Raw genomic sequence first — 24,029 nt, 5'->3', positions numbered from 1 at the left:
GGGTGAAGAGATGTTCGATCCGCCGGCCGACTCGGTCTTGTGGAACAAGGATTTCCTGATCGGCGCGGCCACCGCGGCGTATCAGATCGAGGGCGCAGTCCACGAGGACGGCCGCATCCCGTCGATCTGGGACACCTTCTCGGCCACGCCGGGCAAGGTGCTGGCCGGCGATACCGGCGAAGTGGCCTGCGACCACTACCACCGCTGGCAGGGCGACGTCGAGCTGCTGGCCAGCCTGAACGTGGGCGCCTACCGGCTGTCGATCGCCTGGCCGCGCGTGATGACGCAGGACGGCCAGCCGAACGAGAAGGGCATCGCCTTCTACCGCGATCTGCTGAAGGCGCTGCGCGCCAAGGGCCTGAAGACCTACGTCACGCTGTACCACTGGGACCTGCCGCAGCACCTGGAAGACAAGGGCGGCTGGGTCAACCGCGACACCGCCTACAAGTTTGCCGACTACGCCGATATGATCAGCAAGGCGCTGGCCGGCCTGGTCGACGCCTGGGCCACGTTGAACGAGCCATGGTGCTCGGCCATGCACGGCTACGGCACCGGCCACCACGCGCCGGGCAAGCAGGACGTGGTGTTCGCCACCCAGGCCATGCACCACCTGCTGCTGGGTCACGGCTTGGCGGTGCAACGCCTGCGCGCCAACGATCCGCAAGCGCAGGTGGGCATCGTCGCCAACGTCGGACGCGGCACCAGCACCGACAGCAGCGACGCCGGCCAGCGCGCCGCCTGGCTGTTCGAGCTGCAGCACAATAACTGGATCCTCGATCCGCTGCTGAAGAAGGCCTACCCATCGGCGCTGTGGGAGCTGTGGCCGGGCGCCGAGCCGACCATCCTGCACGGCGACATGGACATCATCGGCGCGCCGCTGGACTTCCTGGGCATCAATTACTACTTCCGCACCAACGTGGTCAGCGACGGCAAGCATGGCTACACGGAGGTGGATCTGGACGGCGTGGAGCGCACGCAGATGGGCTGGGAAGTGTACCCCGAAGGCCTGCGCCACCTGCTGGTCGGCTTCCACCGCGACTACCCGAACCTGCCGCCGATTTACATCACCGAGAACGGCATGGCCACCGACGATCAGGTCATCGACGGCGAGGTGAATGACCAGCAGCGCATCTCCTTCCTGCGCCGCCACCTGGCCGCCGTGGACGCGGCGGTGAAGCAGGGCGTCGACGTGCGCGGCTACTTTATCTGGTCGCTGATGGACAATTTCGAGTGGGCCTTTGGTTATGAGCGCCGTTTCGGTATCATCCACGTCGATTACGCCACGCAGAAGCGTACGCTGAAACGCAGCGCCAAGTTGGTTACACAATTTTTGGCGACGCGGGCGACCAAAAGTTAAGCTATCAGAATAAAATGGGCGCTCAACGCCCTCGGGAGACAGAATGTACAAAGCCACAAAAGTGGGCAGCGCCATCGCGCTCGCCTTCGCAGTGAGCGGCGCGCACGGTCAAGCACCAGCGCCGTTGAAAGCAACCGTGATTCATTGGTGGACATCGGGGGGCGAGTCCGCCGCGGTCAAGCAGTTCGCGGATGCCTACAACAAGGCGGGCGGGCAGTGGATCGACCAGGCGGTGGCCGGCGCCGACCAGTCGCGCGCCACCACCATCAACCGCATCGTCGGCGGCAACGCGCCGACCGCCGCGCAGTTCAACACCTCCAAGCAGTTCCGCGATTTCGTCGACCAGGGCTTGCTGAACAATGTGGACGACGTGGCCATTGCCGGCAAGTGGGATCAGATCATGCCGCCGTCGATTCTGCAGGCGATCAAGATCAACGGCCACTTCTACGCCGCGCCGGTGGACATTCACATGCCGGCATGGTTCTTCTACTCCAAGGCCGCGTATAAAAAAGCCGGCATCACCAACGAGCCGCAGACGTGGGAAGAGTTTCTCGCGCAGTTGGCCAAGCTGAAGGCGGCCGGCCTGGTGCCGCTGGCCTTCGGCGGCCAGGTGTGGCAGGAGAAGGTGACGTTCGACGCCATCTTCGCCATGGTCGGCGGCGCCGACCTGTATCTGAAGGTATACCGCGACCGCGACCAGAAGGCAGTGATGTCGCCGGCCTTCAAGCAGGTGCTGGTCGAATTCAAAAAGCTGAAAGGCTTCGTGGACGCCGGCTCGCCGGGCCGCAACTGGAACGACGCCACCGCGCTGGTGGTGCAGGGCAAGGCCGGCGTGCAGATCATGGGCGACTGGGCCAAGGGCGAATTCGCCTCCGCCAGGCAGGTGGCCGGCAAGGACTATGGCTGCTTCCCCGGCTTCGGACCGAAAGCGCCGTACATCGTGGCCGGCGACGCCTTCGTTTTCCCCAAGACGAACGACGCCAACGCCGTCAAGGCGCAAAAACTTTTAGCCAATGTGGTAACGTCTCCAACGGCGCAAGTGGCCTTCGCTTCGCGCAAGGGTGCGATCCCGATTCGCGGCGACGTCGATGAATCGCAGCTGGACATCTGCGCCCGCCAGGGCCTGGCGATCATGAGGGACAAGTCGCGCCAGCTGCCCAACACCGAGATGCTGGCCTCGCCGGACACCACCGGCGCGCTGCAGGATGTGCTGACCAGCTACTGGAACAAGAACCAGTCGCCGGAAGAAGCGCAAAAAGCGTTCGCCCGCGCGCTCAAGGGCGAGTAAGCCATGGCACAGAAACGTCACAGCGTTTCGCTCGCGGCCTACGTCGCCATGCTGCCGATGGCGCTGACCGTGCTGCTGGCCTACCTGGGCACCATGCTGTGGACCGCGCGCGTGTCGGTCAGCAGCTCGCGCACTTTCCCGGCCAGCGACTTTATTGGCGCGTCGCAGTACATCCGCCTGTTTAACAACGAGCGCTGGCTGCTGTCGCTGCAAAATGTGGCGGTGTACGGCGTGTTGTTTATCGCGGCCTGCCTGGTCATCGGCTTTCTGCTGGCGGTGTTCATCGACCAGAAGGTGATGGCGGAAGGCGCGCTGCGCACCGTGTTCCTGTACCCGTATGCGATGTCGTTCGTGGCCACGGGCCTGATCTGGCAGTGGATACTGAACCCGGAACTGGGCATCCAGGAAGTGCTGCACAAGCTCGGATGGACCAGCGCGCAATTCGACTGGATCGTCGATCAGGACATGGCGATCTACACCATCGTCATCGCCACCGTGTGGCAAGCCTCCGGCCTGGTGATGGCGCTGATGCTGTCCGGCCTGCGCGGCGTGGACGAGGAAATCTGGAAGGCCGCGCGCATCGACGGCATCCCGCGCTGGCGCGTCTACATCAGCATCGTGCTGCCGATGCTGGGGCCATCGGTGTCCACCGCGTTCGTGCTGCTGTTCGTGATGGTGGTGAAGGTGTTCGACGCGGTGGTGGCCATGACCCAGGGCGGTCCTGGCACGGCCAGCGAGGTGCCGGCCAAGTTCATCATGGATTATCTGTTTGGCCGCGCCAATATCGGCCTGGCTTCCGCCGCATCGATCGTGCTGCTGCTGACGGTGCTGGCCATCGTCGCGCCGCTGTACTACGTGCGCAACCGCCGCGCCGCTCTGGGGGCATGATGGGACAAGTTGTGAAACTCGATAAAACCGCCGCGGCGCGCGCCGCCGGCATGGCGCCCGGCGCCGAAGCCGGCGCTGCCAACGACGCCAGCATCCCGCTGCCGCGCCCGCGCCGCAGCCTGGCGTCGACGCCGGCCCGCATCGGCGTCTACGGCTTCCTGATCGTGGCCGCGCTGTTCTTCCTGCTGCCGCTGTACGTGATGCTGGTGACGTCGGTGAAACCGATGGAAGAGATCCGCCTCGGCACGCTGTTCGCGCTGCCGCAACACTTCACGCTGGAGCCGTGGACGCAGGCCTGGTCGTCGGCCTGCACCGGGCTCGAATGCAACGGCATACGCGGGGGCTTCTGGAACTCGGTCGCCATCGTGGTGCCGAGCACCATCCTGTCGATCGCCATCGGCGCGGTGAATGGTTACGCGCTGTCGTTCTGGCGTCCGCGCGGCGCCGGCGTGCTGTTCGCCATCCTGATGATGGGCGCCTTCATTCCGGTGCAGGTGATGATTTACCCGCTGGTGCGGGTGCTGGCGTCGGTCAACCTGTTCAGCTCTCTGCCGGGGATCATCATCATCCACACCATCTTCGGCATGCCGGTGATGACGCTCCTGTTCCGCAACTACTACGCGGCGCTGCCGATGGAGTTGTTCAAGGCGGCGCGCATCGACGGCGGCGGTTTCTGGCGCATCTTCCTGCAGCTGATGCTGCCGATGTCGACGCCGGTGATCGTGGTGGCCGTGATCATGCAGGTCACCGGCATCTGGAACGACTTCCTGCTTGGCCTGGTGTTCGCCGGCTCCGAGCATTTGCCGATGACGGTCCAGCTGAACAACATCATCAACACCACCACCGGCGAGCGCCTGTACAACGTCAACATGGCGGCCACGATCCTGACGTCGATCGTGCCACTGGCGCTCTACTTTATTTCTGGCCGCTGGTTCGTGCGCGGCATCGCCTCCGGCGCTGTGAAGGGTTAAATCATGTCTAACGTAGCTATTCGTAATTTGCAGATCCAGTTGGGTGGCAACAAGGTGATTGAATCGCTCAACCTCGATGTGAAGGCGGGGGAATTCGTGGTGCTGCTCGGGCCCTCGGGCTGCGGCAAGTCGACGCTGCTGCACAGTATCGCCGGCCTGATCGACACTAGCGCCGGCCAGATCGAGATCGGCGGGCGCGACATGACCTGGGCCGATCCCAAGGATCGCGGCATCGCGCTGGTGTTCCAGTCCTACGCGCTCTACCCGACCATGAACGTGGAAGCGAATATGTCCTTCGGCCTGCGCATCAACGGCACGCCGAAGGCGGAAATCGCCCGCCGCGTGTCGCGCGCGTCGGACATGCTGCAGCTTGGCGCGCTGCTGAAGCGCAAGCCGGCCAACCTGTCGGGCGGCCAGCGGCAGCGGGTGGCGATCGGCCGCGCCATCGTGCGCGAGGCGGACGTGATGCTGTTCGACGAGCCGCTGTCCAATCTCGACGCCAAGCTGCGCACCGAGCTGCGGCGCGAATTGAAACAGCTGCACAAGCAGCTCGGCGCCACCATGATCTACGTCACCCACGACCAGGTCGAGGCGATGACGCTGGCGCAGCGCATGGCGGTGATGAAGGGCGGCGTGGTGCAGCAGTTCGACACGCCGGACGTCATCTACAACACGCCGGCCAACCTGTTCGTGGCCACCTTCCTCGGTTCGCCGGGCATGAACCTGTTCAAGGGGACGCTGGAGCAGCAGGGCGGTCGCGTCATCTTCAGCAACCAGCATCTGTCGGTCGACGTGACCGGCTATCCATTCAAGGCGCAGCTGACCGGCAAGCACGAATGCGTGCTCGGTGTGCGGCCGGAAGACATCGACGTTGGGCATGGCGACGGCGTCGGTCAGGCGGTGCGCGCCTCGGTCTCGCTGATCGAGGCCATGGGCGCGCACCGTGTCGTGTGGCTGGACTTCCACGGCACGCAAGTCGCGGGCATCGTGCAGGACCAGCTGCAAATCGAAACCGAGAAGGACATCAGCTTCTCGATCCGCACCAATCGTATTTCCCTGTTTGACGGAGCCAGCGAACAGCGGCTCTAAACTCCGGGGTCAGGTCCTCCATTTCTACACGGCCTCAACCGCCGCGCGGTTGAGGCCGTGTAGAAATGGAGGACCTGACCCCGGATTTCCCGAAGCGTAAATCACCGGGTCTGCCACGGTAGGGCCCGACGCCTACATGCGTCTTGTGGTGGAACCGGTTCCACCTGGAAAAAGCGAGGAGACATCAAATGAAAAAAACCGTTTTAGCCTTGAGCATCGCGCAGATGATGTGGAGCGGCGGCGCAGCGTACGCGCAGCAGCAGGCGGCGGCCGACACCCCGGCCGCCGGCGACAACATGGAGAAGATCATCGTCACCGCCACCCGCCGCGACACGCTGGTGCAGGACACGCCGCTGGCCATCACCGCCTACACGCAGGACACGCTGGCCAACAACCAGGTCAAGGACCTGGCCACCATGACCGCCATGGTGCCCAGCCTGGTGGTGGAGCCGCACAGCGACTCGGGCGGCGTGCACGTCTACATGCGCGGCGTCGGCTCGGCCAATCACACCGAGCTGGGCGACCCGGCGGTGGCGTTCTATGTCGATGGCATCTATGTGCCGCGGCCGCAGGGCGCCACGGCGCTGATGTATGACCTGAACCACGTCGAGGTGGCGCGCGGCCCGCAGGGCACGCTGAATGGCCGTAACTCGACCGCCGGCGCGGTCAACCTGGTGTCCGGCGCGCCCAGCACCAGCAAGGTGTTCGGCTCGGCCAGCGTGGTGCTGGGCGACTATCACCGCATCCAGACGCAGGCCATGATCAACATCCCGCTCAGCGACGATATCGCGCTGCGCATCGCTGCCATTAAGGACCAGCATGACGGTTATGTCGATTTCCTCAAGGGCTCCAACGTGCCGTCCGGCGCGCAGAAGTACGGCGCCGGCAACCAGTCGGGCGCGCGCGCCTCGCTGCTGTGGAAGTTTACGCCGGAGCTGAAGGCCACCTTCATCGCCGACTACTACAGCGACACCGGCGCCGGCAACATCTACCTGTCGGCCGAGCCGAAGCCGGGCCAGAATCTGCGCGCGGCGCTGATCGACACGCCGGGCACGCTCGATCAATCCATCATCACCGCCAAGACCAAGGTGCAATACCGTCCGGTGGAGGGCATCGAGGCCCAGTACCTGGGGGCTTGGAGCCGCCTGAAACGCAGCAACGCCAGCGACGCGGACGCCGGCTTCTATCCCGGCTTCAAGGCCGAGAACCGCACCGAGTGGGGCCAGTTCGACAGCGTGTCCAACGAGCTGCAGCTGCGCTCCGATACCGACGCGCCGCTGCAATGGGTCGGTGGCCTGTTCTTCTTCCGCGAGAAGAACAAGATCCGCTTCGACATTGACCGCAGCCAGATTTCCGAGGAGATGCTGGCGCAGGACATCGCCAGCGGCAGCGTGATCTTCGTGCAGCCGACCGTGGGCCAGTATGCGTCGGCCATGTCCTTCATCCAGGGCGACCGCCAACTGCATTCCAAGGCCGCCTTCGCGCAGGCCAGCTATGAGCTGGATCCGATGTGGAAGCTGACCGCCGGCGCGCGCTATACCAAGGACCACAAGTACGACATCGGCGGGCAGAACTGGGCCTGCCCGAACTGGCCGGACAACGCCCCGCGCGGCGCCACGCTGACGCCGAACCAGATCGCGCAACTGGTGACGCCGGGCGTGGGCACCATCCACACCCACAACATCGGTCCGGGCGGCGTGGTCAACCAGGCCACTTGCGGCAACACCTACGGCGACAACACCGCCGATCTGGCCTACGGCCAGGCCACCTGGCTGGGGCGGGTGGAGTACAAGGTGTCGAAGGATATCCTGACCTTCGCCTCGGTCACCACCGGTTTCCACTCGCCGGCCATCGGCGACGGCGGCGCCACCACCAAGCCGGAAAAGCTGACCAGCTATGAACTCGGCTTCAAGTCCGACCTGCTGGACCGCAAGCTGTCGCTCAACATCGACGCCTTCTGGATGAAGTACAAGGACAAGCTGGAATCGCAGGTGGTCAACAACACGCTGCAAAACTTCAACGCCGCCGGCGCCACCGTCAAGGGTGTGGAAGCGGAATGGGCATGGCGCCCGACCAGCGTGGACCGCTTCAGCGGCAACGCCACCTGGCTGAAGGCGCGCTACGACGACTTCCTGTCGTGCGACGTCGACGCCGCGCGCGCCAACGGCCAGGTGTGCGGCACCACCGCGCCGACCGTCAACGTTGGTGGCAGTGTGCTGAAACACGCGCCGACCTTCGCCACCACGCTGATGTACGAGCGTGATTTCGACACCAGCAAGGGCCGCATCACGCCGCGCATCTCGGCGCACCACGAGACCGAGTCGTTCGTCGGCTCGGGCGCCTTCGCCAACGACGTGCCGGGCCATCCGGGCGTGAAGATGCAGGCCGCGTACACCACGCTGGACCTGAGCGTGCGCTACGAGCCGCGCGGCAAAGCCTACACGGCGGAGCTGTTCGTCAACAACGCCACCGACAAGGAGGTGAAGTACGACGCGATCGAGGTCTGCACCCAGGTCGGCGCGCCATGCCAGCCGACGCAGCAGATCTGGGCGGCGTACTACAACAACCCGCGTACTTTTGGCGCGCGCGTGTCGATGAAGTTTTAAGGGCGGTTAAGGGGGAGTTGTGTCCTTGGGCTGGCGGCTTGCGCCAGCCCTTTTTTGCGTGCGTTCACCCCCAAGCGGTGCGCACAGGTCGGGGTCTGACCCCGTACGGGGTCAGACCCCTGCGTGGCCCTGCGGGGTGCGCGGCCGCGAGGCGACGGAGCCGCGCCGGGTCACCGTCACCGGAAACTCGCGCGAAATCTCGTGCTGCGTGCCGTAGCAGATATTGAGCAGCCAGCGCACCGCGTTCTGCGTCAGCCGCTGCATCGGGATGTGGACCGAGGTCAGCCCCGGCGACGAGAACTCGGCCGAGTAATCGTCGTCGTAACCGACTATCGATACATCGTCCGGCACGCGCACGCCGGCGCGGTGGAAGCAGGACATCGCGCCGACCGCCATCTCGTCATTGGCGCAAAACAGGCCAGTGAAGTTACGGCCTTCGTTGATCAACTGCTGGGTGGCGGCAAAGCCGCCTTCGCGCGAGAAGTCGGAGGGGATCAGGCGCACGTCGTCGCGGGCGATGCCGTGCCGCGCCAGTTCGTCGAAGAAGCCGTGCAGGCGTTCCTCATTGTCGGAGGTGCCGGTGGGACCGGCGATGACCGCCAGCTGGCGGTGGCCGGCGTCCAGCAGCGTGCGCGCGGCCAGTTCGCCGCCGTGGTAGTGGTCGGGGCAGAACGACGAGCTTTCCAGTCCCGCGCTGCGACGGTTGAGGAAGGCCATCTTGGGATGCATCTTGTGCAGCATGTGCATGTCCTCGTCCAGCAGGTCGTGGCCGAGCACGACGATGCCGTCGCAATCGCGGCCGATCAGGAACTTGACCGCCTCGATGGCTTCCTCGCGCGGCGTGCCGTCGCCGCAGCCGGTGGCCACCACCACGTGGCGGCGCAGCGCGCGCAGCTCGATGTCGGTCTGCTTGAGGATGGTGCCGTAGTAGGCGCCGAAGAAGGACGGGCAGAAGATGCCGATCATGCCCAGCGACTGCGCCGACAGCGAGCGGCCGATGGACGACGGGCGGAAATTGAGCTGTTCGATCGCGGCCTGGACTTTTTTCATCGCCTCGGCCGATACCGGGCCGGCGCCGGAGATGGCGCGCGATGCTGTCGACATGCCTACGCCGGCAAGCATTGCGACGTCTTTCAGTGTTGCCACGCAAACTCCTATAAAACAAAGGGCGGTAAGGCGCTATCGTAACATGGTATAATCGTCGATTGCTCGTAATTCTTGTGACGTTTTAAGCAACCACTATGCAATCGCAACCACTCTCCCGTCTTCCCAAGCCAGCCGCCGGCGCGCCAGCACCGAAAGTGGGCTTCGTTTCGCTCGGCTGCCCCAAGGCGCTGGTGGACTCCGAACAGATCCTGACGCAACTGCGCGCCGAGGGCTACGAGACCGCCAAGTCCTACGACGGCGCCGATCTGGTGATCGTCAACACCTGCGGCTTCATCGACGCCGCCGTGCAGGAATCGCTGGACGCCATCGGCGAAGCGCTGGCCGAAAACGGCAAGGTGATCGTGACCGGCTGCCTGGGCGCCAAGAAGGACAGCGACGGCACGGACCTGATCACCAAGGTGCACCCGAAGGTGCTGGCCGTGACCGGCCCGCACGCGCTGGGCGAGGTGATGGACTCGGTGCACCAGCACCTGCCGAAACCGCACGAGCCGTTCATCGACCTGATTCCGGCGCAGGGCATCAAGCTGACGCCCAAGCACTACGCCTACCTGAAGATTTCGGAAGGCTGCAACCACCGCTGCTCGTTCTGCATCATCCCGTCGATGCGCGGCGACCTGGTGTCGCGTCCCATCGGCGAGCTGCTGCTGGAGGCGGAGAACCTGTTCAAGTCGGGCGTCAAGGAACTGCTGGTGATCTCGCAGGACACCTCGGCCTACGGCGTGGACGTCAAGTTCCGCACCGGCTTCTGGAACGGCCGTCCGATCAAGACCCACATGACGCAGCTGATGGAAGCGCTGGGCGAGCTGGCCAAGTCCTACGGCGCCTGGGTGCGCATGCACTATGTTTATCCGTACCCGCACGTCGACCAGGTGATCCCGCTGATGGGCGAGCACGTGCTGCCGTACCTGGACATCCCGCTGCAGCACGCGCATCCGGATGTGCTGAAGCGCATGAAGCGTCCGGCTAGCGGCGAGAAGAACCTGGACCGCATCCTGGCGTGGCGCGCGATGAACCCGGACCTGACCATCCGTTCGACCTTCATCGCCGGCTTCCCGGGCGAGACCGAGGCGGAATTCGAGTACCTGCTGGACTTCCTGAAGGAAGCGCAGATCGACCGCCTGGGCTGCTTCGCTTACTCGCCGGTGGAAGGCGCCACCGCCAACGAACTGGCCAATCCGGTGCCGGAAGAGGTGCGCGAGGAGCGCCGCGGCCGCGTCATGCTGCTGCAGGAGGAAATCTCCAAGAACCGCCTGAAAGCGAAAGTCGGTAAAACCGTGCGCGTGCTGATCGATGAAGTCAACCGCACCGGCGGCGTGGGCCGCTCGGCCGCCGACGCGCCGGAAATCGACGGCGTGGTGTACGTCAAGCCGCCGTTTGAACCGCACAAGAAGCTGGTGGTGGGCCAGTTTGTTGACGTTCAGATCACGGCGTCCGATGCGCACGATCTGTGGGGCGCCGCGCTTTAACGTCGTTTTTCACGGCACATCCACTATAATAAAGGCGGACCGGCGTTATCGCGGTCCGCCTTTTTTAGTTTATGGTGCTTATGCGTGATTTGAGATTCCCGGCGGCGCTGGCCGCCTGCCTGCTGGCCGCCGTGCTGGCAGGGCCCGTAATGGCCGCCGCGTCTCCCGATGCGCCGGTCATGCTGGAAGAAATGACCAGCACCGAACTGCGCGCCCGCATCGATGCCGGCGCCACCACCGCCATCATTCCCATCGGCGGCACCGAACAAAGCGGCCCCTATATCGCGCTGGGCAAGCACAATGTGCGCGCCACCGTGCTGGCGCGGATGATCGCGCAAAAACTGGGCAACGCCGTCGTGGCGCCGGTGGTGGCGTATGTCCCCGAGGGCAGCATCAATCCGCCGGTGGGCCACATGAAGTTTGCCGGCACCTTGTCGATTCCCGAATCCACGTTTGAAGACCTGCTGTACGCGACCGGGCAAAGCCTGCGCCAGCATGGCTTCCGCCACATCGTCTTCATCGGCGACCATGGCGGCTACCAGAAAAGCGAAACGCGCGTGGCGCAGAAGCTGAACAAGGCCTGGGCCAAGGACGGCAATGCCGCCGCGCTGGCGCTGCTGGCGTATTACGACGTGACGCAGGAGCCGTTCATCGCCGATCTTGAAAAGCGCGGCTACAGTAAGGCCGAAATCGGCCTGCACGCCGGCCTGGCCGACGCCGCGCTGATGCTGGCCACCGACAAATCCCTGGTGCGCACCGAGGCGCTGGCGCATGGCCCGTCGCCGACCGTGGCGCAAGGCGTGCGCGGCGATGCGCGCCGCGCCACCGCCGAACTGGGCAAGCTTGGCGTGCAGCGCATCGTCGATGCCTCGGTGACGGCGATTTCCGATTTTGCGGCGCATGGCGCGCCGCCTACTTCTAGTAAAGCATCCAAATGAAAACTAATCGACTCGTCTTGGCGGCGCTGGCCGTCTCTGGTTTGATCGGCGCCGGCGGCCTGCTGGCTGTCGCCAACACCCAAGCCGCGCAGGCCGCGCCAGCCGCCGCGCCGGCGACCCCGGTCAACGTCTACGCCGGCATCGGCCTGGCGAATATGAGCCCGTCGGTCAAGGATCACCTGCAGCGCGTCTACGTGCCCAACCTGCGTTCCAACGACGTGTATGTGATCGATCCTGAAACCCTGAAGGTGGTGGACAAGTTCAAGGTGGGCGTCGGCCCGCAGCACGTGGTGCCGGCGTTTGATCTGCAAACGCTGTGGGTGGCCAACAATGCCGAGCGCACCAACAAAGGCAGCCTGACGCCGATCGATCCGCGCACCGGCAAGCCAGGCCCGCAGGTGCCGGTGGACGATCCATACAATATGTACTTCTCGCCGGACGGCAAATCCGCCATCGTGGTGGCGGAGGCCTTGCACCGCCTGGACTTCCGCGATCCGAAGACGATGGCGGTGCAGTATGCGATCGACGTGCCGCAATGCGGCGGCATCAACCACGCCGATTTTTCGCCGGACGGCCGCTACGCCATGTTCACCTGCGAATTCGACGGCGCCGTGGCGCGCATCGACCTGAAGGAGCGCAAGGTGGACGGTTATCTGAAGCTGACCATGCCAACCACGCGCTTCTCGGAAAAGGATCCGATCGACCAACTGCTGGCCAGCGAAGTATGCAGCAAGAAGAAGGGCATGCCGCAGGACATCCGCGTCTCGCCGGACGGCAAGCGCTACTACATCGCCGACATGGACGCCGACGGCGTGCACATTGTCGACGCGGCCACCTTTACCAAGGTTGGCTTCATCCCGACCGGCGTCGGCGCACACGGCCTGTATCCTAGCCGCGACGGCACCAAGCTGTACGTGGCCAACCGCGGCACCCACAACATCCACGGCAAGCGCAAGGGCAAGGGCCGCGTGACGGTGATCGATTTCGCCACCGAGAAGGTGGTGGCCAACTGGCCGATTCCCGGCGGCGGCAGTCCGGACATGGGCAACGTCAGCGCCGACGGCAAGTGGCTGTGGCTCTCCGGCCGCTTTGACGATGTGGTCTACCGCATCGACACCAGCAACGGCGACGTCAAGCAGGTCAAGGTCGGCCAGGAGCCGCACGGCCTGACCGTGTGGCCGCAACCGGGCCGCTACTCGCTGGGCCACACCGGCAATATGCGCTGATCATGAGCGTGAAAAAATCTCCGCAGACGGCGCTGATCCATACGGACTACAAGGCGCCACAAGGGTTCGAGGCTTTCCCGGTCGGCATCCATCACGCCTCCACGGTGCTGTTCAAGAACGTGGCGGCCATGCGCTCGGGCGACTGGAAAGAGAAGAACGCCTATACCTACGGGCTGCACGGCACGCCAACCACCTTCACGCTGGAGGCGCGCCTGGCCGAAATCGAGGGTGGTAACTACTGCCTGCTGGCGCCGAGCGGCCTGTCGGCCATTTCGATGGTCGACCTGGCGCTGCTCAAGTCGGGCGACGATGTGCTGTTGCCGGACAATGTCTACAATCCTAACCGCGAGCTGGGACGCTGGCTGTCGGCCGATTTCGGCGTCACCGCGCGCTATTACGATCCGCTGATTGGCGCGGGCATCGCGGCGCTGATCCAGCCGAATACAAAGCTGATCTGGACCGAGGCGCCGGGATCGGTGTCGATGGAGGTGCCGGACCTGCCGGCCATCTGCAAGGCGGCGCACGCGCGCGGCGTGCTGGTGGCGCTGGATAACACCTGGGCCGCCGGCCTGGCGCTGCGCGGCTTCGATCTGGGCGTGGACATCATCATGCAGGCGCTGACCAAGTACCAGTCCGGCGGCTCGGATGTGCTGATGGGCGCCGTCATCACCCGCGACCGCGCGTTGTACGACCGCATCAGCCTCGCGCACATGCGCCTCGGCCTGGGCGTGGGCGCGGACGACGCCTACCTGGTGCAGCGCGGCCTGCCGACCATGCGCCTGCGTTTCGACGCGCACGACGCGGCGGCGCGCACGCTGGCGGCATGGCTGAAGGCGCGGCCGGAGGTGACCAAGGTGCTGCATCCGGCCTTCCCCGATTGTCCCGGCCACGAGGTCTGGAAGCGCGACTTTTCCGGCGCCGGCGGCCTGTTTTCGGTAATCTTCGATGAGCGCTATACCGAGGCCCAGACCGACCGCTTCGTCGACGCGCTCAAGCTGTTCAAGATCGGCTATAGCTGGGGCGGCGCGAACAGCCTGGTCATGCCTTACCGCATACAGCACATGCGCGACAACTGGAACGACAAGGGGGTGCTGATCCGCTTTAACGTCGGCCTGGAGGACGTGCAGGATCTGATCGCCGATATCGAGCAGGCATTCAAGGAAATGGCATGAGCAAGTTCTGGAGCAAAGTCGTCCACGGCCTGACGCCGTACACGCCGGGCGAGCAGGTGCAGATGCCCGGCCTGGTCAAGCTGAATACCAACGAGAACCCGTATGGCCCGTCGCCAAAGGCGATCGCCGCGATGCAGGCGGCGGCCGGCGAGGGCTTGCGCAAGTATTCCGATCCGTCCAATGCTGTGGTGAAGGACGCGGTGGCGCGCCGTTTCGGCCTGACGCGCGAGCAGGTCTTCGTCGGCAACAGCTCGGACGAGGTGCTGGCGCATACCTTCCACGCCTTGCTCAAGCACGATTTGCCGCTGCTGACGCCCGATATCAGCTACAGCTTCTATCCGACCTATTGCAGCCTGTATGGCATCGATGCGGTGTACGTGCCACTGAACCAGCGCTTCGAGATCGATGTGGCGGACTATCGGCAGCCGTGCGGCGCCATCATTCTGGCCAACCCGAACGCGCCGACCGGCATTGCGCTGTCGCTGGCGCAGATCGAGTCGCTGCTGGCGATGCATCCAGACCAGGTGGTGGTGATTGACGAGGCCTATGTGGACTTCGGCGCGCAAAGCGCCGCCGCGCTGCTGGGACACCATGACAATCTGCTGGTGATCCAGACGCTGTCCAAATCGCGTTCGCTGGCGGGCCTGCGCGTCGGCTTCGCGCTTGGCCACTCGGACCTGATCGCGGGGCTGGAGCGGGTGAAGAACAGTTTCAATTGCTATCCGTTGGGGCAGGTGCAGCAGGCCGGCGCGGTGGCGGCGCTGGACGATGTGGCTTACATGGAGCAGACAGCGCAGGCCATCATCGCCAGCCGCGCGTGGCTGACGGCGCAGATGCAGGCGCTGGGCTTTGAGGTGCTGCCGTCGCAGGCGAATTTCATTTTTGCCCGCCACCCCCGGCGGGACGGCGCGCAGCTGGCGGCGGCGTTGCGCGAGCGCGCGATTCTCGTGCGCCACTTCAAGGCGGCGCGCATCGACCAGTTCCTGCGCATTACCATCGGCACCGACGAGGAATGCGCCAAGCTGGTGGACGCGCTCAGGCAAATCCTGGCCTGACGCGCAGCCGCGCGAAGCTGGCGCAGGCGCCCACCGCGGCGAATGCCGCCGCCGCGACCAGCGCGTCGCGTGGTCCCTGGGCGCCGGCCAGCATGAAGCAGCCGGCGACGGTGGCGGCGCCGATGGCTTGCCCCGTCAGCCGCGCGGTGGCGACGATGCCGCTGGCGCTGCCGGCGCGCATGGCGGGCGCGCTGCCCATGATGGCTTTCATGTTCGGCGCCTGGAACAGGCCAAAGCCGATGCCGCACAAGGCCATGCGCCAGGCGATGGCGATATCGTCCGCCGCCGCCGGCAGCGCGATCAGCGCGACCACGCCCCCGCACAAGATCAGCAGGCCGGTGCCGCACAGCGCGCCGGCGGCGTGGCGTTCGCTCAGGCGTCCGGCGAGGGGCGCGGTGACGGCCACCAGCACCGGCCAGGGCGTGATCAGGAAGCCGGTGGCGATGTGCGATCGTCCCAGCGCCTCGAAATAAAAGGGCAGGGCGACGAAGGCCGCGCCCTGGACGGCGAAGGTGCAGACGGCGGTGAGGGCGGAGAGCGAGAACATCGGGTTGCGGAACAGGTCCACTGGCAGCAGCGGCGCGGTGTGGCTGCGCTGGCGGCGCAGCAGCAGGGCGAAACACAGGATGGCGATTCCCAGTTCCGCCAGCCAGTGCTCCGGCGCCGCGCCGTGCGCGCCTTCGCCCACCAGCAGCACCAGGCAGCCGAAGGCGGCGACGTTGTAGCCGGCGGCGAGGTAGTCGAAGCGGTGCGTGGCGCGGGCGCTGTCCGGCACCGTCTTGCGGGCGATGAGCCAGGCGGTAAGGCCGAACGGGACGTTGATGGCGAATAGCCACGGCCACGCGGCCACCGCGAGGATCAGCGAGCTGACGGTGGGGCCGACGGCAAAGGCGATGGCCACCACCAGCGCGTTGGTGCCGAAGCCGCGGCCTTGCAGTGCGGCCGGGTAGATGGTGCGCATCAGGGCGGTGGTCACGGCCATGACCGCGCTGGCGCCCACGCCTTGCAGCAGGCGCGCCACCACCAGCGAGGGCAGCGACCATGCCAGCGCGCAGCCCAGCGAGGCGACGCTGAACACCAGCAGGCCGGCGATGAACACGCGCCGGTAGCCGGCGATGTCGCCCAGCGCGGCGAAGGGCAGCAGCGTGGACACCATCGCCAGCTGGTAGATGTTGATGATCCAGACCGCGTCCGCCGGTGTGGCGCGCAACTGCGCGGCGATGGCCGGCAAGGCGGTGTTGGCGATGGCCGTGTCGAGCGACGCCATCGCCACCGCCGTCATCACCGCCAGCATGGCCAGCGCGCGCGGCCGCTCGGCCAGCCCGTCCCGCGCCACACCGGCCGCCCGCGTTACGCCCGCCGGCATGTCCGCCGTTACGTCCGCCGCTGCAGGTGGGCAGGACCGATCGCGTGCCGCTTCGGTGGCGGCGGAAGGCGCTGGCGTGCTCAATCGCGCACCACGCCGGAAGGGCCGATGCGCTGGGCGTTCGGCACTTCCGACATGCGGATGCGGATCAGGTGGCGCCGCTCGTCGGTGTAGGTGGTGCGGCCGTGCAGCATGCGGTGGTTATCGGCCAGCATCAGCGTGTCGGTCGGCAGCTGCTCCATGAAGCGCGTCGCTTCCCGCTCGGCAACGCGGTGCATGATCTCCACCGCGTCCTCCAGCGCCGGACTGCCCATGTCCGGCCGCGCCGCCAGGCCTTTTTTGATCGCGTCGTAGCGCCAGCGCATGGTGAAGCGGTCGCCCGCGCGCACCGGCGGCCCGAACACCGGCGCCACGTGGATCTCCAGATTGTCATCCCCCGCCGCGTACACCGCCGGCACGCGGAACGGCACCGGCGTTGTGCGCAGCAGTTCAAACGCGGCCGCGCCTTCCGGCGTGCGTTGCAGCGCGGCGTAGACGTCGTCCGCGTCGATCAGGATCGAGTGGCCGCCGTCGCATTGCGCGGCGTTCACCACGTACAGGATGAACTGCTCCTCCGGCATCGGGTAGAACGACGAATCGGTATGCATATCGGCGCTGCCCACCCGCTCGGAGAAGGTGACGAAGCGGCCATCGCTATCGCTGGCCGGCCGCGCCTTGACGTCCCAGGCCACGCGGCCGGTGCGCTGGTCGGTGGAGGTGGGATACCCCAGCATCAGCGTCAGCGCATACAGCACGGCGTTGCGGCGCTCTTCCGGCAGGTCGCGCAGCCCCAGATTGTGCAGCACCAGCCCGTTGACGTTCAGCGCGCCGATGCGTTCCGCCAGCCGGCGCAACGTGGACACCTCTTTCAGCTCCTGTCGCAAGACCACTTCATCCGGATGCGGATAAAAGCCATTGTCATTAAAACCATTAAACCGTTGGCTTAATATGTCAAAGATAATATTGAAATCATTATTCCATGAAAAATCAATATTCACCTTCGCGATCTTGCCCTGGTATTCGACGGATGACAGCATGATTACCTCCCTGTGTGATTAAAAATATTCTAGGGGATTTTTAATAATCGGTTTGTAGTTTAATTCTGACAGTGGCGATAAAACGCCGCCGGCTTACGTTATGATGAATTTCAAGAAGGGATAAACGTCTTTTTAACCGGGGAATATCATTATGCGATTAACTGAATTGCCTCTTGCAACCAAGCTGGCGGCCGCATTCTGCGCGGTTTTGTCCATGACAGCGATTGTGGGCATATTCTCAATAATGGAATTATCGCAAGTAAATGAAATATCGACACGCTTATCATCGCGTTGGTTACCAAGTGTGAGAATTATTGAGGATATTAAATCCCAAATAGCGCGAATTCGCACACGGGAATTGCAATATATTATTTCCAGCGAGCCCACCGAGCTGGATAAATACGATAAAGTCATCGCGACCGACCTGGACGACCTGAAAAAGATGCAGGATGAATACCAGGTGTTACTGGAAACGGTGGAGGAAAAAGCCATGTATGCGCAATTCACCGAGCAATGGGCACGCTACATGGAGGAGGACGCGAAGATCCGCGCCGCCGTGCGCGCTGGCGACGCCGACAACGCCAAGAAGCTGATCCGCGGCGAATCCAACAAGCTGATCGTCTCCATGCGCGCCCAGGTCGACAAGCTGGTCACCTTCTACAGCGATGGCGGCAAGGCGGCGGCGGCCGAGGGCGTGAAGCGCTACGCGTCATCGCGCACGCTGATCATCACGCTGATGCTGGTCAGCGTGGCGCTGGGCGCGGCCGCCGCGTTCATCATCACGCGCCGGCTGATGCGCAGTCTGGGCGGCGAGCCGGCCTACGCGGTGGACATCGTCAACCGCATCGCGGCCGGCGACCTGTCGGCGCAGGTGGAAACCCGCGCCGGCGACAGCCACAGCCTGCTGTTTGCGATGAAGACCATGCGCGACAATCTGGCCAAGATCGTCACCGACGTCCGTGGCTCGACCCACGTGATCGCCTCGGCCTCGGGGCAGATCGCGGCCGGCAACCTGGATCTGTCGTCGCGCACCGAGCAGCAAGCCAGTTCGCTGGAGGAGACGGCGGCGTCGATGGAGGAGCTGACGTCCACGGTGCGGCAGAATTCCGAGGCGGCGGCGCAGGCCAACCAGCTGGCCGGTTCGGCCTCCGACGTGGCGCAGGCGGGCAGCGAAGTGGTGGGCCGGGTGGTGCACACGATGGAGTCGATCAATGCCTCGTCGCGAAAGATCGGCGACATCATCGCCGTCATCGACGGTATCGCGTTCCAGACCAATATCCTGGCGCTGAACGCGGCGGTGGAGGCGGCGCGCGCCGGCGAGCAGGGACGCGGCTTCGCGGTGGTGGCGTCCGAGGTGCGCAATCTGGCGCAGCGTTCGGCCGGCGCGGCGCGCGAGATCAAGGAGTTGATCGGCAATTCGGTCAGCCAGGTGGAGGAGGGCAGCAAGCTGGTGGCGGAAGCCGGCAGCACGATGGAGCGCGTGGTGGCCAGCGTGCAGCGCGTGACCGATCTGATTTCCGAGATCACCAACGCCGGGCGCGAGCAAAGCCTGGGCATCGAGCAGGTCAACCAGGCCATCGCGCAAATGGACACGGTGACGCAGCAGAACGCGGAGCTGGTGGGGCAGGCGGCGACGGCGGCGCAGAGCATGCAGGAGCAGGCGACGTCGCTGGCGCAGCTGGTCAGCGTGTTCCAGTTGAACCAGCACGAGGAGGGCGCGTTGCGCAGGCTGACGGCGCCCGCGCAACAGCGACGGCAGTTGTCCATGACAAAATAGGCTGCCGCCGCGCATTTGCTGATATACTGTATATAAACACAGTGTATCGGAAAATGCGATGGAGATCAGGGACAAGCTGGAAATCCTGGCCGATGCGGCCAAATACGACGCCTCGTGCGCCAGCAGCGGTGCGCCGAAGCGCAATTCGATCGGCAAGGACGGTTTTGGCGCCACCACCGGCATGGGCATCTGCCACAGCTACACGCCGGATGGCCGCTGCGTCTCGCTGCTGAAGGTCCTGCTGACCAATTACTGCCTGTACGATTGCCAGTATTGCGTCAACCGACGCTCGTCGAACGTGCCGCGCGCGCGCTTTGCGGTGGCGGAGGTGGTGCGGCTGACAACCGATTTTTATCTCCGCAATTACATCGACGGGCTGTTTCTCAGTTCGGGCATCATCCAGTCGGCGGATTACACCATGGAGCAGCTGGTGCAGGTGGCGCGCGAGCTGCGCGAGGTGCACCAGTTCCGCGGCTATATCCATCTGAAGACGATCCCCGATGCCGATCCGGCGCTGATCGCGGCGGCGGGGCGTTATGCGGACCGGCTGAGCGTCAATATCGAGCTGCCAACGCAGGACAGCGTGCAGAAACTGGCGCCGGAGAAGAGCGTTCACACCATCAAGCTGGCCATGGGGGCGATCCGCCGCAAGCTGGATGAGAAGGCGGAGGAGCCGAAGGCGCCAGGCTTCGCGCCGGCCGGGCAAAGCACGCAGATGATCGTTGGCGCCGACGGCAGCGACGATCAGCAGATCCTGTCCACCGCGCAGACGCTGTACGGCAGCTATAAGCTCAAGCGTGTCTACTATTCGGCCTTTAGCCCGATTCCGCAAAGCCCCAAGAGCGTGCCGCTGGCGCCGCCGCCGATGCTGCGCGAGCACCGGTTGTACCAGGCGGATTTCCTGATGCGTGGCTATGGCTTTCAGGCGCAGGAGCTGTTGCCGTCCAGTGGTGGCAACCTGGCGCTGGATATCGATCCCAAGCTGGCGTGGGCGCTGGCGCACCGCGAGCATTTTCCTTTGGACCTGAATCGTGCGGAACCGCACATGATTGCGCGCGTGCCTGGCATAGGATTGCGCAATGCGCAGCGCATCGTCGAGTTGCGCCGCTTGCGGCAGGTGCGGTATGCCGACCTGTCGCGTTTGCGCTGCAGTATGAAGAAGATCGCGCCGTTCATCATTACGGCGGATTATTTTCCGGCGCGCGATACCAGCCCGTCCGAGCATCTGCGGCGGGCGATGGCGGATGCGCCGCAACAGATGAATTTATGGCCGGAGTTGCAGGCGGCATGATACGCAAGGTGGCGCGGTCGTTTGATGAGTGGCGGGCGGCGGCGCGGGATCTGGTCGCGCGCGCGGTGCCGCCGGCGTCCGTTGAGTGGGCGGCCAGCGAGGCGGATGGCGATCTGTTTTCGTTCGGCGCCGACGGCGCAGCCGGGCACTGGCACGGGCACGGGGCCGAGGCCGCGGCCGGGTCGGCGCTGCGCGTGCCGCGCGAGTTGATGGAGATGCTGGCCAGCGCGGCGTGCTTCAGCGCCGCCGACCGCTGGGCCTTTCTGTACAAGGTGCTGTGGCGCTGGCAGCGCGGCGAGCGCGATGTGATGTCGGCGGCGGACGTCGATGGCGCGCGCCTGTACGCGATGGTCAAAGCGGTCCGCCGCGAGGAGCACGACATGCATGCCTATGTACGATTCCGCGAACGCAAGGAGGAAGACGGCGCGCCACGCTTCGTCGCCTGGTTCGAGCCAACGCATGAGGTGCTGCCGCAGGTGGCGCGCCATTTCGCCCGCCGCATGGGTAACGCCACCTGGATGATCGCCACGCCCACCGCCACCGTGCTGTGGGACGGTGAACACCTGCACAACGCGCCGGCCCTGATGCGCGGCGCGGCCGACATCGACGACGCCGGCGAATCGTTGTGGCTCACCTACTACCGCAGCATCTTCAATCCGGCGCGCCTGAACGCCGATCTGCTGCGCAGCCATATTCCTTCGCGCTTCTGGAAAAATCTGCCGGAGGGGGCGATCGTGCCGGCCATGATCAGTGGCGCCGCCACCGGCGAACGCCGTACCGGCCAGACCGGCACCGTGGGCCGGCGCGGCGGCGCCACCACCATCGCGGTGACGCCGGAACGCGCGCAGCCGCGGCGCGACGCGCCGGACACGCTCGACCAGTGCCGCCGCTGCGAGCTGTGGCGCAACGCCACCCAGGCCGTGCCGGGCGTCGGCCCGCGCCAGGCGCGCATCATGCTGGTGGGCGAACAGCCGGGCGACCAGGAGGATCTGCAAGGCCTGCCGTTTGTCGGCCCGGCCGGCGCGGTGCTGGACCGGGCGCTGGCCGAAGCCGGCGTGGCGCGCGACGCGGTCTACCTGACCAACGCCGTCAAGCATTTCAAGTGGGAGCTGCGCGGCAAGCGCCGCCTGCACAAGACGCCGGCCCAGCGCGAGGTGGCGGCCTGTCACGTGTGGCTGGAGGAGGAGCTGCAGCAGGTCAGGCCGGAGGTGGTGGTGGCGCTGGGGGCGACCGCGCTGAAGTCGGTGCTGCGCGACGGCGGCGCCACCATGAGCGCCGTGATGGAGGCGCCGTTCCAGCACGAGGGACGCTGGGTGGTGGCGGTCTACCACCCGTCGTTTGTGCTGCGCGCGCGCGATGAGGAAAGCCGCAAGCAGGCCTACGACGTCATCGTCGCCGGCCTGCGGCAGGCGCTTAGATTGGCGCCGGCTCGTTCCGGTTGATGCGGCTGATGCCGACGATCAGGCGGTAGGCCTTCCATAGCCAGGCGCCGATCCAGATCAGCCATGCCACCGGGATGCCGATGAAGGTCATGAAGAAGGCGGCGCCCACCACCACCCACACCACGTACCACCAGAACGAACGGATCATCCAGGTGTGGTGGCTGTGCACGAAGGTGCCCTCGGTGCTGGGCCGCTGCAGATAATTGAGGATCAGTGGGATGATGGAGAACGCGCCCAGCGAAAAGACGAAGCTGACCGCGTGGATGACGTACAGCCACCACGCGGTGGTCTTGGCCGATTCGAGGCGGCCGTCCAGTACCAGTTGTTGGGACATGATTTCTCCTTGGTGTATTTTTGTCCGAGTATAGCTAGGCGGCGGCCGGCGTGTCGCACAGTGTCCGCCGCAGGAAGGCGGTCACGTCGGCGAAGAAGGCGGGCTGGATGCGCTCGCGGTCGAAGCCTTCCGGGTCCTGCGACGGCTTGAAGTTGGGCCGCGTCAGCTCCGGCGGGAACTTGCTCATGAAGGCAAAGTGGCCGGCGCCGGGGATGTCCTGGTGCTCCACCAGCGCCGGCTCGGCCACGCCCTCGATGATCTTGTGCGCGTGTTCGATCGGCGTGATCTCGTCCTTTTCGCCGGTGCGGATCAGGATCGGCACACGCACCGGCCGCAGCGAGCCGGCGATGAACCAGAAGGTGGCGGGATTGAGCAGCACCAGCGCGCGGATGCGCGGGTCCGGCGTCACCGGCACCGGCGCTGGCGGCGTGTCGGTGTCCTTGCGGTCGTAGGGGCCGCTCCATGGCAGGCCGCCGGCCGCCGCCAGCGCCGTGTAGCCGCCGATCGAGTGGCCGATGACGGCCACGCCGTCGCGCCGCACGTGCGGCGCCAGCGTGGCGTCGGCCAGCACCGCGTCGATGCTCAGCGTGATGTGGCGCGGCCGGTTGGCCAGGTTGGCGGCGGTGCCGGCCAGCGTGTTGTCGTCGCGCGTGTTGCCGGTGTGGGCGGGCAGGGCCACCACGAAGCCGGACAGCGCCAGGTGTTTGGCCAGTTCGCGGTAAGCCCACGGCGTGCCGGAGTGGCCGTGCGAGATCACCACCAGCGGATACACGCCGTCCGCCGGCGCGGCGTCGCTGACCACGTCCAGCGAATACGGGCCGAAATGCGCGGTGTGTTCGGCGCCGTGCGCCGGGTAGAGCACCGCCAGCGGAATGTCCGCGTCCTGCACCACGTCGCGCACATTGCGCACGCGGCAACCGCAACTCAGTTTCATGCCCGGTCCTTTTTCGCATAAAATGCAACGATGCTGATTATATAAGGAGCTGGCGGCAATGGCGAAACCTGTTTCGGTGCTGTTTGTCTGCATGGGCAATATCTGCCGCTCGCCGACGGCGGAGGGCGTGTTCCGGCGGCGCGTGGCGGCGGCGGGGCTGAGCGGGCGCTTTGTCATCGATTCGGCCGGCACGCATGGCTATCACGTCGGCGAGCCGCCGGACCAGCGATCGATGGAATACGCGTCGCGGCGCGGCTACGATCTGTCGGCGCAGCGCTCGCGCAAGGTGACGGCGCTCGATTTCGAGGACTTCGACCATCTGCTGGCGATGGACCACGACAACCTGGCGCTGCTGCGGGCCGCCTGTCCGCCGCAGCACCGGCACAAGCTGGGCCTGATGATGGCGCACGCCACCCGCAGCGCGGCGGACGTGGTGCCCGATCCGTACTACGGCGGCAGCCAGGGTTTCGACCTGGTGCTCGACTACTTGGAGGACGCCGCCGACGGCCTGCTCGCAACTTTGAATAAGAAGTAAGCCGCCGCGGTTTGGGGTATGATGGGGCCGACTACGCCCTTACAAGCATAG

20 protein-coding genes are annotated in these 24,029 nt (G+C 65.4%); 15 read left to right on the top strand and 5 right to left on the bottom strand.

Annotated elements, in window-relative coordinates; all coding sequences use genetic code 11:
• Positions 1-10: 10 nt before the first annotated feature.
• From FHW58_RS08085 to FHW58_RS08060, 6 genes are all read left to right on the top strand, one after another.
• Complete coding sequence (locus FHW58_RS08085) at positions 11-1,357, top strand: GH1 family beta-glucosidase (RefSeq protein WP_179673328.1); 1,347 nt, start codon at positions 11-13, stop codon at positions 1,355-1,357.
• 43 nt (positions 1,358-1,400) lie between these two features.
• The gene (locus FHW58_RS08080; protein ID WP_179672525.1) at positions 1,401-2,645 is read left to right on the top strand and encodes an ABC transporter substrate-binding protein; all 1,245 of its coding nucleotides are present in this window, start codon (positions 1,401-1,403) and stop codon (positions 2,643-2,645) included.
• A gap of 3 nt (positions 2,646-2,648) precedes the next feature.
• The gene (locus FHW58_RS08075; RefSeq protein ID WP_179672524.1) at positions 2,649-3,533 is read left to right on the top strand and encodes a carbohydrate ABC transporter permease; all 885 of its coding nucleotides are present in this window, start codon (positions 2,649-2,651) and stop codon (positions 3,531-3,533) included.
• A 50-nt stretch (positions 3,534-3,583) separates the two neighbouring features.
• Positions 3,584-4,504, top strand: coding sequence for a carbohydrate ABC transporter permease (locus FHW58_RS08070; RefSeq protein WP_179673327.1), 921 nt, complete (start codon positions 3,584-3,586; stop codon positions 4,502-4,504).
• A gap of 3 nt (positions 4,505-4,507) precedes the next feature.
• A complete protein-coding gene (locus tag FHW58_RS08065) occupies positions 4,508-5,593 on the top strand; it encodes an ABC transporter ATP-binding protein (protein WP_179672523.1) in 1,086 nt (361 codons plus the stop codon).
• Between the two features lie 188 nt (positions 5,594-5,781).
• Positions 5,782-8,199, top strand: a complete 2,418-nt coding sequence (locus FHW58_RS08060) for a TonB-dependent receptor (RefSeq protein WP_179672522.1) — start codon at positions 5,782-5,784, stop codon at positions 8,197-8,199.
• 111 nt (positions 8,200-8,310) lie between these two features.
• Here the strand turns inward: FHW58_RS08060 and FHW58_RS08055 are convergent, their stop codons facing one another.
• On the bottom strand, positions 8,311-9,345 hold the full coding sequence (locus tag FHW58_RS08055; protein WP_179672521.1) for a LacI family DNA-binding transcriptional regulator: 1,035 nt from the start codon (positions 9,343-9,345) through the stop codon (positions 8,311-8,313).
• A 95-nt stretch (positions 9,346-9,440) separates the two neighbouring features.
• Between FHW58_RS08055 and rimO the strand changes: the two genes are divergently transcribed.
• The 5 genes from rimO to hisC all read left to right on the top strand — a co-directional run bounded on the left by rimO (position 9,441) and on the right by hisC (position 15,223).
• Positions 9,441-10,832: a 30S ribosomal protein S12 methylthiotransferase RimO gene (gene rimO / locus FHW58_RS08050; protein WP_179672520.1), complete on the top strand. Its 1,392-nt coding sequence runs from the start codon at positions 9,441-9,443 to the stop codon at positions 10,830-10,832.
• A gap of 80 nt (positions 10,833-10,912) precedes the next feature.
• A complete protein-coding gene (locus FHW58_RS08045) occupies positions 10,913-11,770 on the top strand; it encodes a creatininase family protein (protein WP_179672519.1) in 858 nt (285 codons plus the stop codon).
• On the top strand, positions 11,767-12,996 hold the full coding sequence (locus tag FHW58_RS08040) for a YncE family protein (protein WP_179672518.1): 1,230 nt from the start codon (positions 11,767-11,769) through the stop codon (positions 12,994-12,996). The genes FHW58_RS08045 and FHW58_RS08040 overlap by 4 nt, the downstream gene beginning before the upstream one ends.
• Before the next feature lie 2 nt (positions 12,997-12,998).
• Positions 12,999-14,168, top strand: a complete 1,170-nt coding sequence (locus tag FHW58_RS08035) for a cystathionine beta-lyase (RefSeq protein ID WP_179672517.1) — start codon at positions 12,999-13,001, stop codon at positions 14,166-14,168.
• Positions 14,165-15,223, top strand: coding sequence for a histidinol-phosphate transaminase (gene hisC, locus FHW58_RS08030; protein ID WP_179672516.1), 1,059 nt, complete (start codon positions 14,165-14,167; stop codon positions 15,221-15,223). The genes FHW58_RS08035 and hisC overlap by 4 nt, the downstream gene beginning before the upstream one ends.
• Here hisC and FHW58_RS08025 read toward each other — a convergent pair.
• Complete coding sequence (locus FHW58_RS08025; RefSeq protein ID WP_179672515.1) at positions 15,204-16,589, bottom strand: MFS transporter; 1,386 nt, start codon at positions 16,587-16,589, stop codon at positions 15,204-15,206. The two genes, hisC and FHW58_RS08025, sit on opposite strands and share 20 nt — an antisense overlap.
• 80 nt (positions 16,590-16,669) lie before the next feature.
• On the bottom strand, positions 16,670-17,491 hold the full coding sequence (locus FHW58_RS08020; protein ID WP_179672514.1) for a TauD/TfdA family dioxygenase: 822 nt from the start codon (positions 17,489-17,491) through the stop codon (positions 16,670-16,672).
• A gap of 325 nt (positions 17,492-17,816) precedes the next feature.
• Here FHW58_RS08020 and FHW58_RS08015 point away from each other — a divergent pair, with 325 nt between their 5' ends.
• Genes FHW58_RS08015 through FHW58_RS08005 form a run of 3 tightly spaced genes read left to right on the top strand, consistent with a single transcriptional unit; the run spans position 17,817 to position 22,175 of the window.
• Positions 17,817-19,442, top strand: a complete 1,626-nt coding sequence (locus FHW58_RS08015) for a methyl-accepting chemotaxis protein (protein WP_179672513.1) — start codon at positions 17,817-17,819, stop codon at positions 19,440-19,442.
• A gap of 58 nt (positions 19,443-19,500) precedes the next feature.
• Entirely contained in the window at positions 19,501-20,733 is a 1,233-nt protein-coding gene (locus FHW58_RS08010) for a putative DNA modification/repair radical SAM protein (protein WP_179672512.1), read from the top strand.
• Positions 20,709-22,175: a UdgX family uracil-DNA binding protein gene (locus FHW58_RS08005; protein ID WP_229265081.1), complete on the top strand. Its 1,467-nt coding sequence runs from the start codon at positions 20,709-20,711 to the stop codon at positions 22,173-22,175. Before FHW58_RS08010 ends, FHW58_RS08005 begins: the two co-directional genes overlap by 25 nt.
• On the opposite strand, the gene FHW58_RS08000 is transcribed toward FHW58_RS08005, so the two are convergent.
• On the bottom strand, positions 22,147-22,509 hold the full coding sequence (locus FHW58_RS08000; RefSeq protein ID WP_179672511.1) for a hypothetical protein: 363 nt from the start codon (positions 22,507-22,509) through the stop codon (positions 22,147-22,149). The genes FHW58_RS08005 and FHW58_RS08000 overlap by 29 nt on opposite strands.
• 34 nt (positions 22,510-22,543) lie before the next feature.
• A complete protein-coding gene (locus tag FHW58_RS07995; protein WP_179672510.1) occupies positions 22,544-23,443 on the bottom strand; it encodes an alpha/beta fold hydrolase in 900 nt (299 codons plus the stop codon).
• A 58-nt stretch (positions 23,444-23,501) separates the two neighbouring features.
• Between FHW58_RS07995 and FHW58_RS07990 the strand changes: the two genes are divergently transcribed.
• Positions 23,502-23,978, top strand: coding sequence for a low molecular weight protein-tyrosine-phosphatase (locus tag FHW58_RS07990; RefSeq protein ID WP_179672509.1), 477 nt, complete (start codon positions 23,502-23,504; stop codon positions 23,976-23,978).
• Positions 23,979-24,029: the final 51 nt, after the last annotated feature.

This window comes from Duganella sp. 1224 (assembly GCF_013408245.1).
GTDB lineage: Bacteria > Pseudomonadota > Gammaproteobacteria > Burkholderiales > Burkholderiaceae_D > Rugamonas.
The sequence above is the reverse complement of the archived record's forward strand: the minus strand, read 5'-3'. Positions and strand labels throughout refer to the sequence as shown.

Coding starts and splice junctions, on each gene's coding strand:
- FHW58_RS08085 (WP_179673328.1), top strand. CDS start 11: ATGTTCGATCCGCCGGCCGACTCGGTCTTGTGGAACAAGGATTTCCTG.
- FHW58_RS07995 (WP_179672510.1), bottom strand. CDS start 23,443: ATGAAACTGAGTTGCGGTTGCCGCGTGCGCAATGTGCGCGACGTGGTG.
- rimO (WP_179672520.1), top strand. CDS start 9,441: ATGCAATCGCAACCACTCTCCCGTCTTCCCAAGCCAGCCGCCGGCGCG.
- FHW58_RS08060 (WP_179672522.1), top strand. CDS start 5,782: ATGAAAAAAACCGTTTTAGCCTTGAGCATCGCGCAGATGATGTGGAGC.
- FHW58_RS08035 (WP_179672517.1), top strand. CDS start 12,999: ATGAGCGTGAAAAAATCTCCGCAGACGGCGCTGATCCATACGGACTAC.
- FHW58_RS08040 (WP_179672518.1), top strand. CDS start 11,767: ATGAAAACTAATCGACTCGTCTTGGCGGCGCTGGCCGTCTCTGGTTTG.
- FHW58_RS08065 (WP_179672523.1), top strand. CDS start 4,508: ATGTCTAACGTAGCTATTCGTAATTTGCAGATCCAGTTGGGTGGCAAC.
- hisC (WP_179672516.1), top strand. CDS start 14,165: ATGAGCAAGTTCTGGAGCAAAGTCGTCCACGGCCTGACGCCGTACACG.
- FHW58_RS08080 (WP_179672525.1), top strand. CDS start 1,401: ATGTACAAAGCCACAAAAGTGGGCAGCGCCATCGCGCTCGCCTTCGCA.
- FHW58_RS08075 (WP_179672524.1), top strand. CDS start 2,649: ATGGCACAGAAACGTCACAGCGTTTCGCTCGCGGCCTACGTCGCCATG.
- FHW58_RS08070 (WP_179673327.1), top strand. CDS start 3,584: ATGGCGCCCGGCGCCGAAGCCGGCGCTGCCAACGACGCCAGCATCCCG.
- FHW58_RS08045 (WP_179672519.1), top strand. CDS start 10,913: ATGCGTGATTTGAGATTCCCGGCGGCGCTGGCCGCCTGCCTGCTGGCC.
- FHW58_RS07990 (WP_179672509.1), top strand. CDS start 23,502: ATGGCGAAACCTGTTTCGGTGCTGTTTGTCTGCATGGGCAATATCTGC.
- FHW58_RS08015 (WP_179672513.1), top strand. CDS start 17,817: ATGCGATTAACTGAATTGCCTCTTGCAACCAAGCTGGCGGCCGCATTC.
- FHW58_RS08000 (WP_179672511.1), bottom strand. CDS start 22,509: ATGTCCCAACAACTGGTACTGGACGGCCGCCTCGAATCGGCCAAGACC.
- FHW58_RS08005 (WP_229265081.1), top strand. CDS start 20,709: ATGGCCGGAGTTGCAGGCGGCATGATACGCAAGGTGGCGCGGTCGTTT.
- FHW58_RS08025 (WP_179672515.1), bottom strand. CDS start 16,589: ATGCCGGCGGGCGTAACGCGGGCGGCCGGTGTGGCGCGGGACGGGCTG.
- FHW58_RS08010 (WP_179672512.1), top strand. CDS start 19,501: ATGGAGATCAGGGACAAGCTGGAAATCCTGGCCGATGCGGCCAAATAC.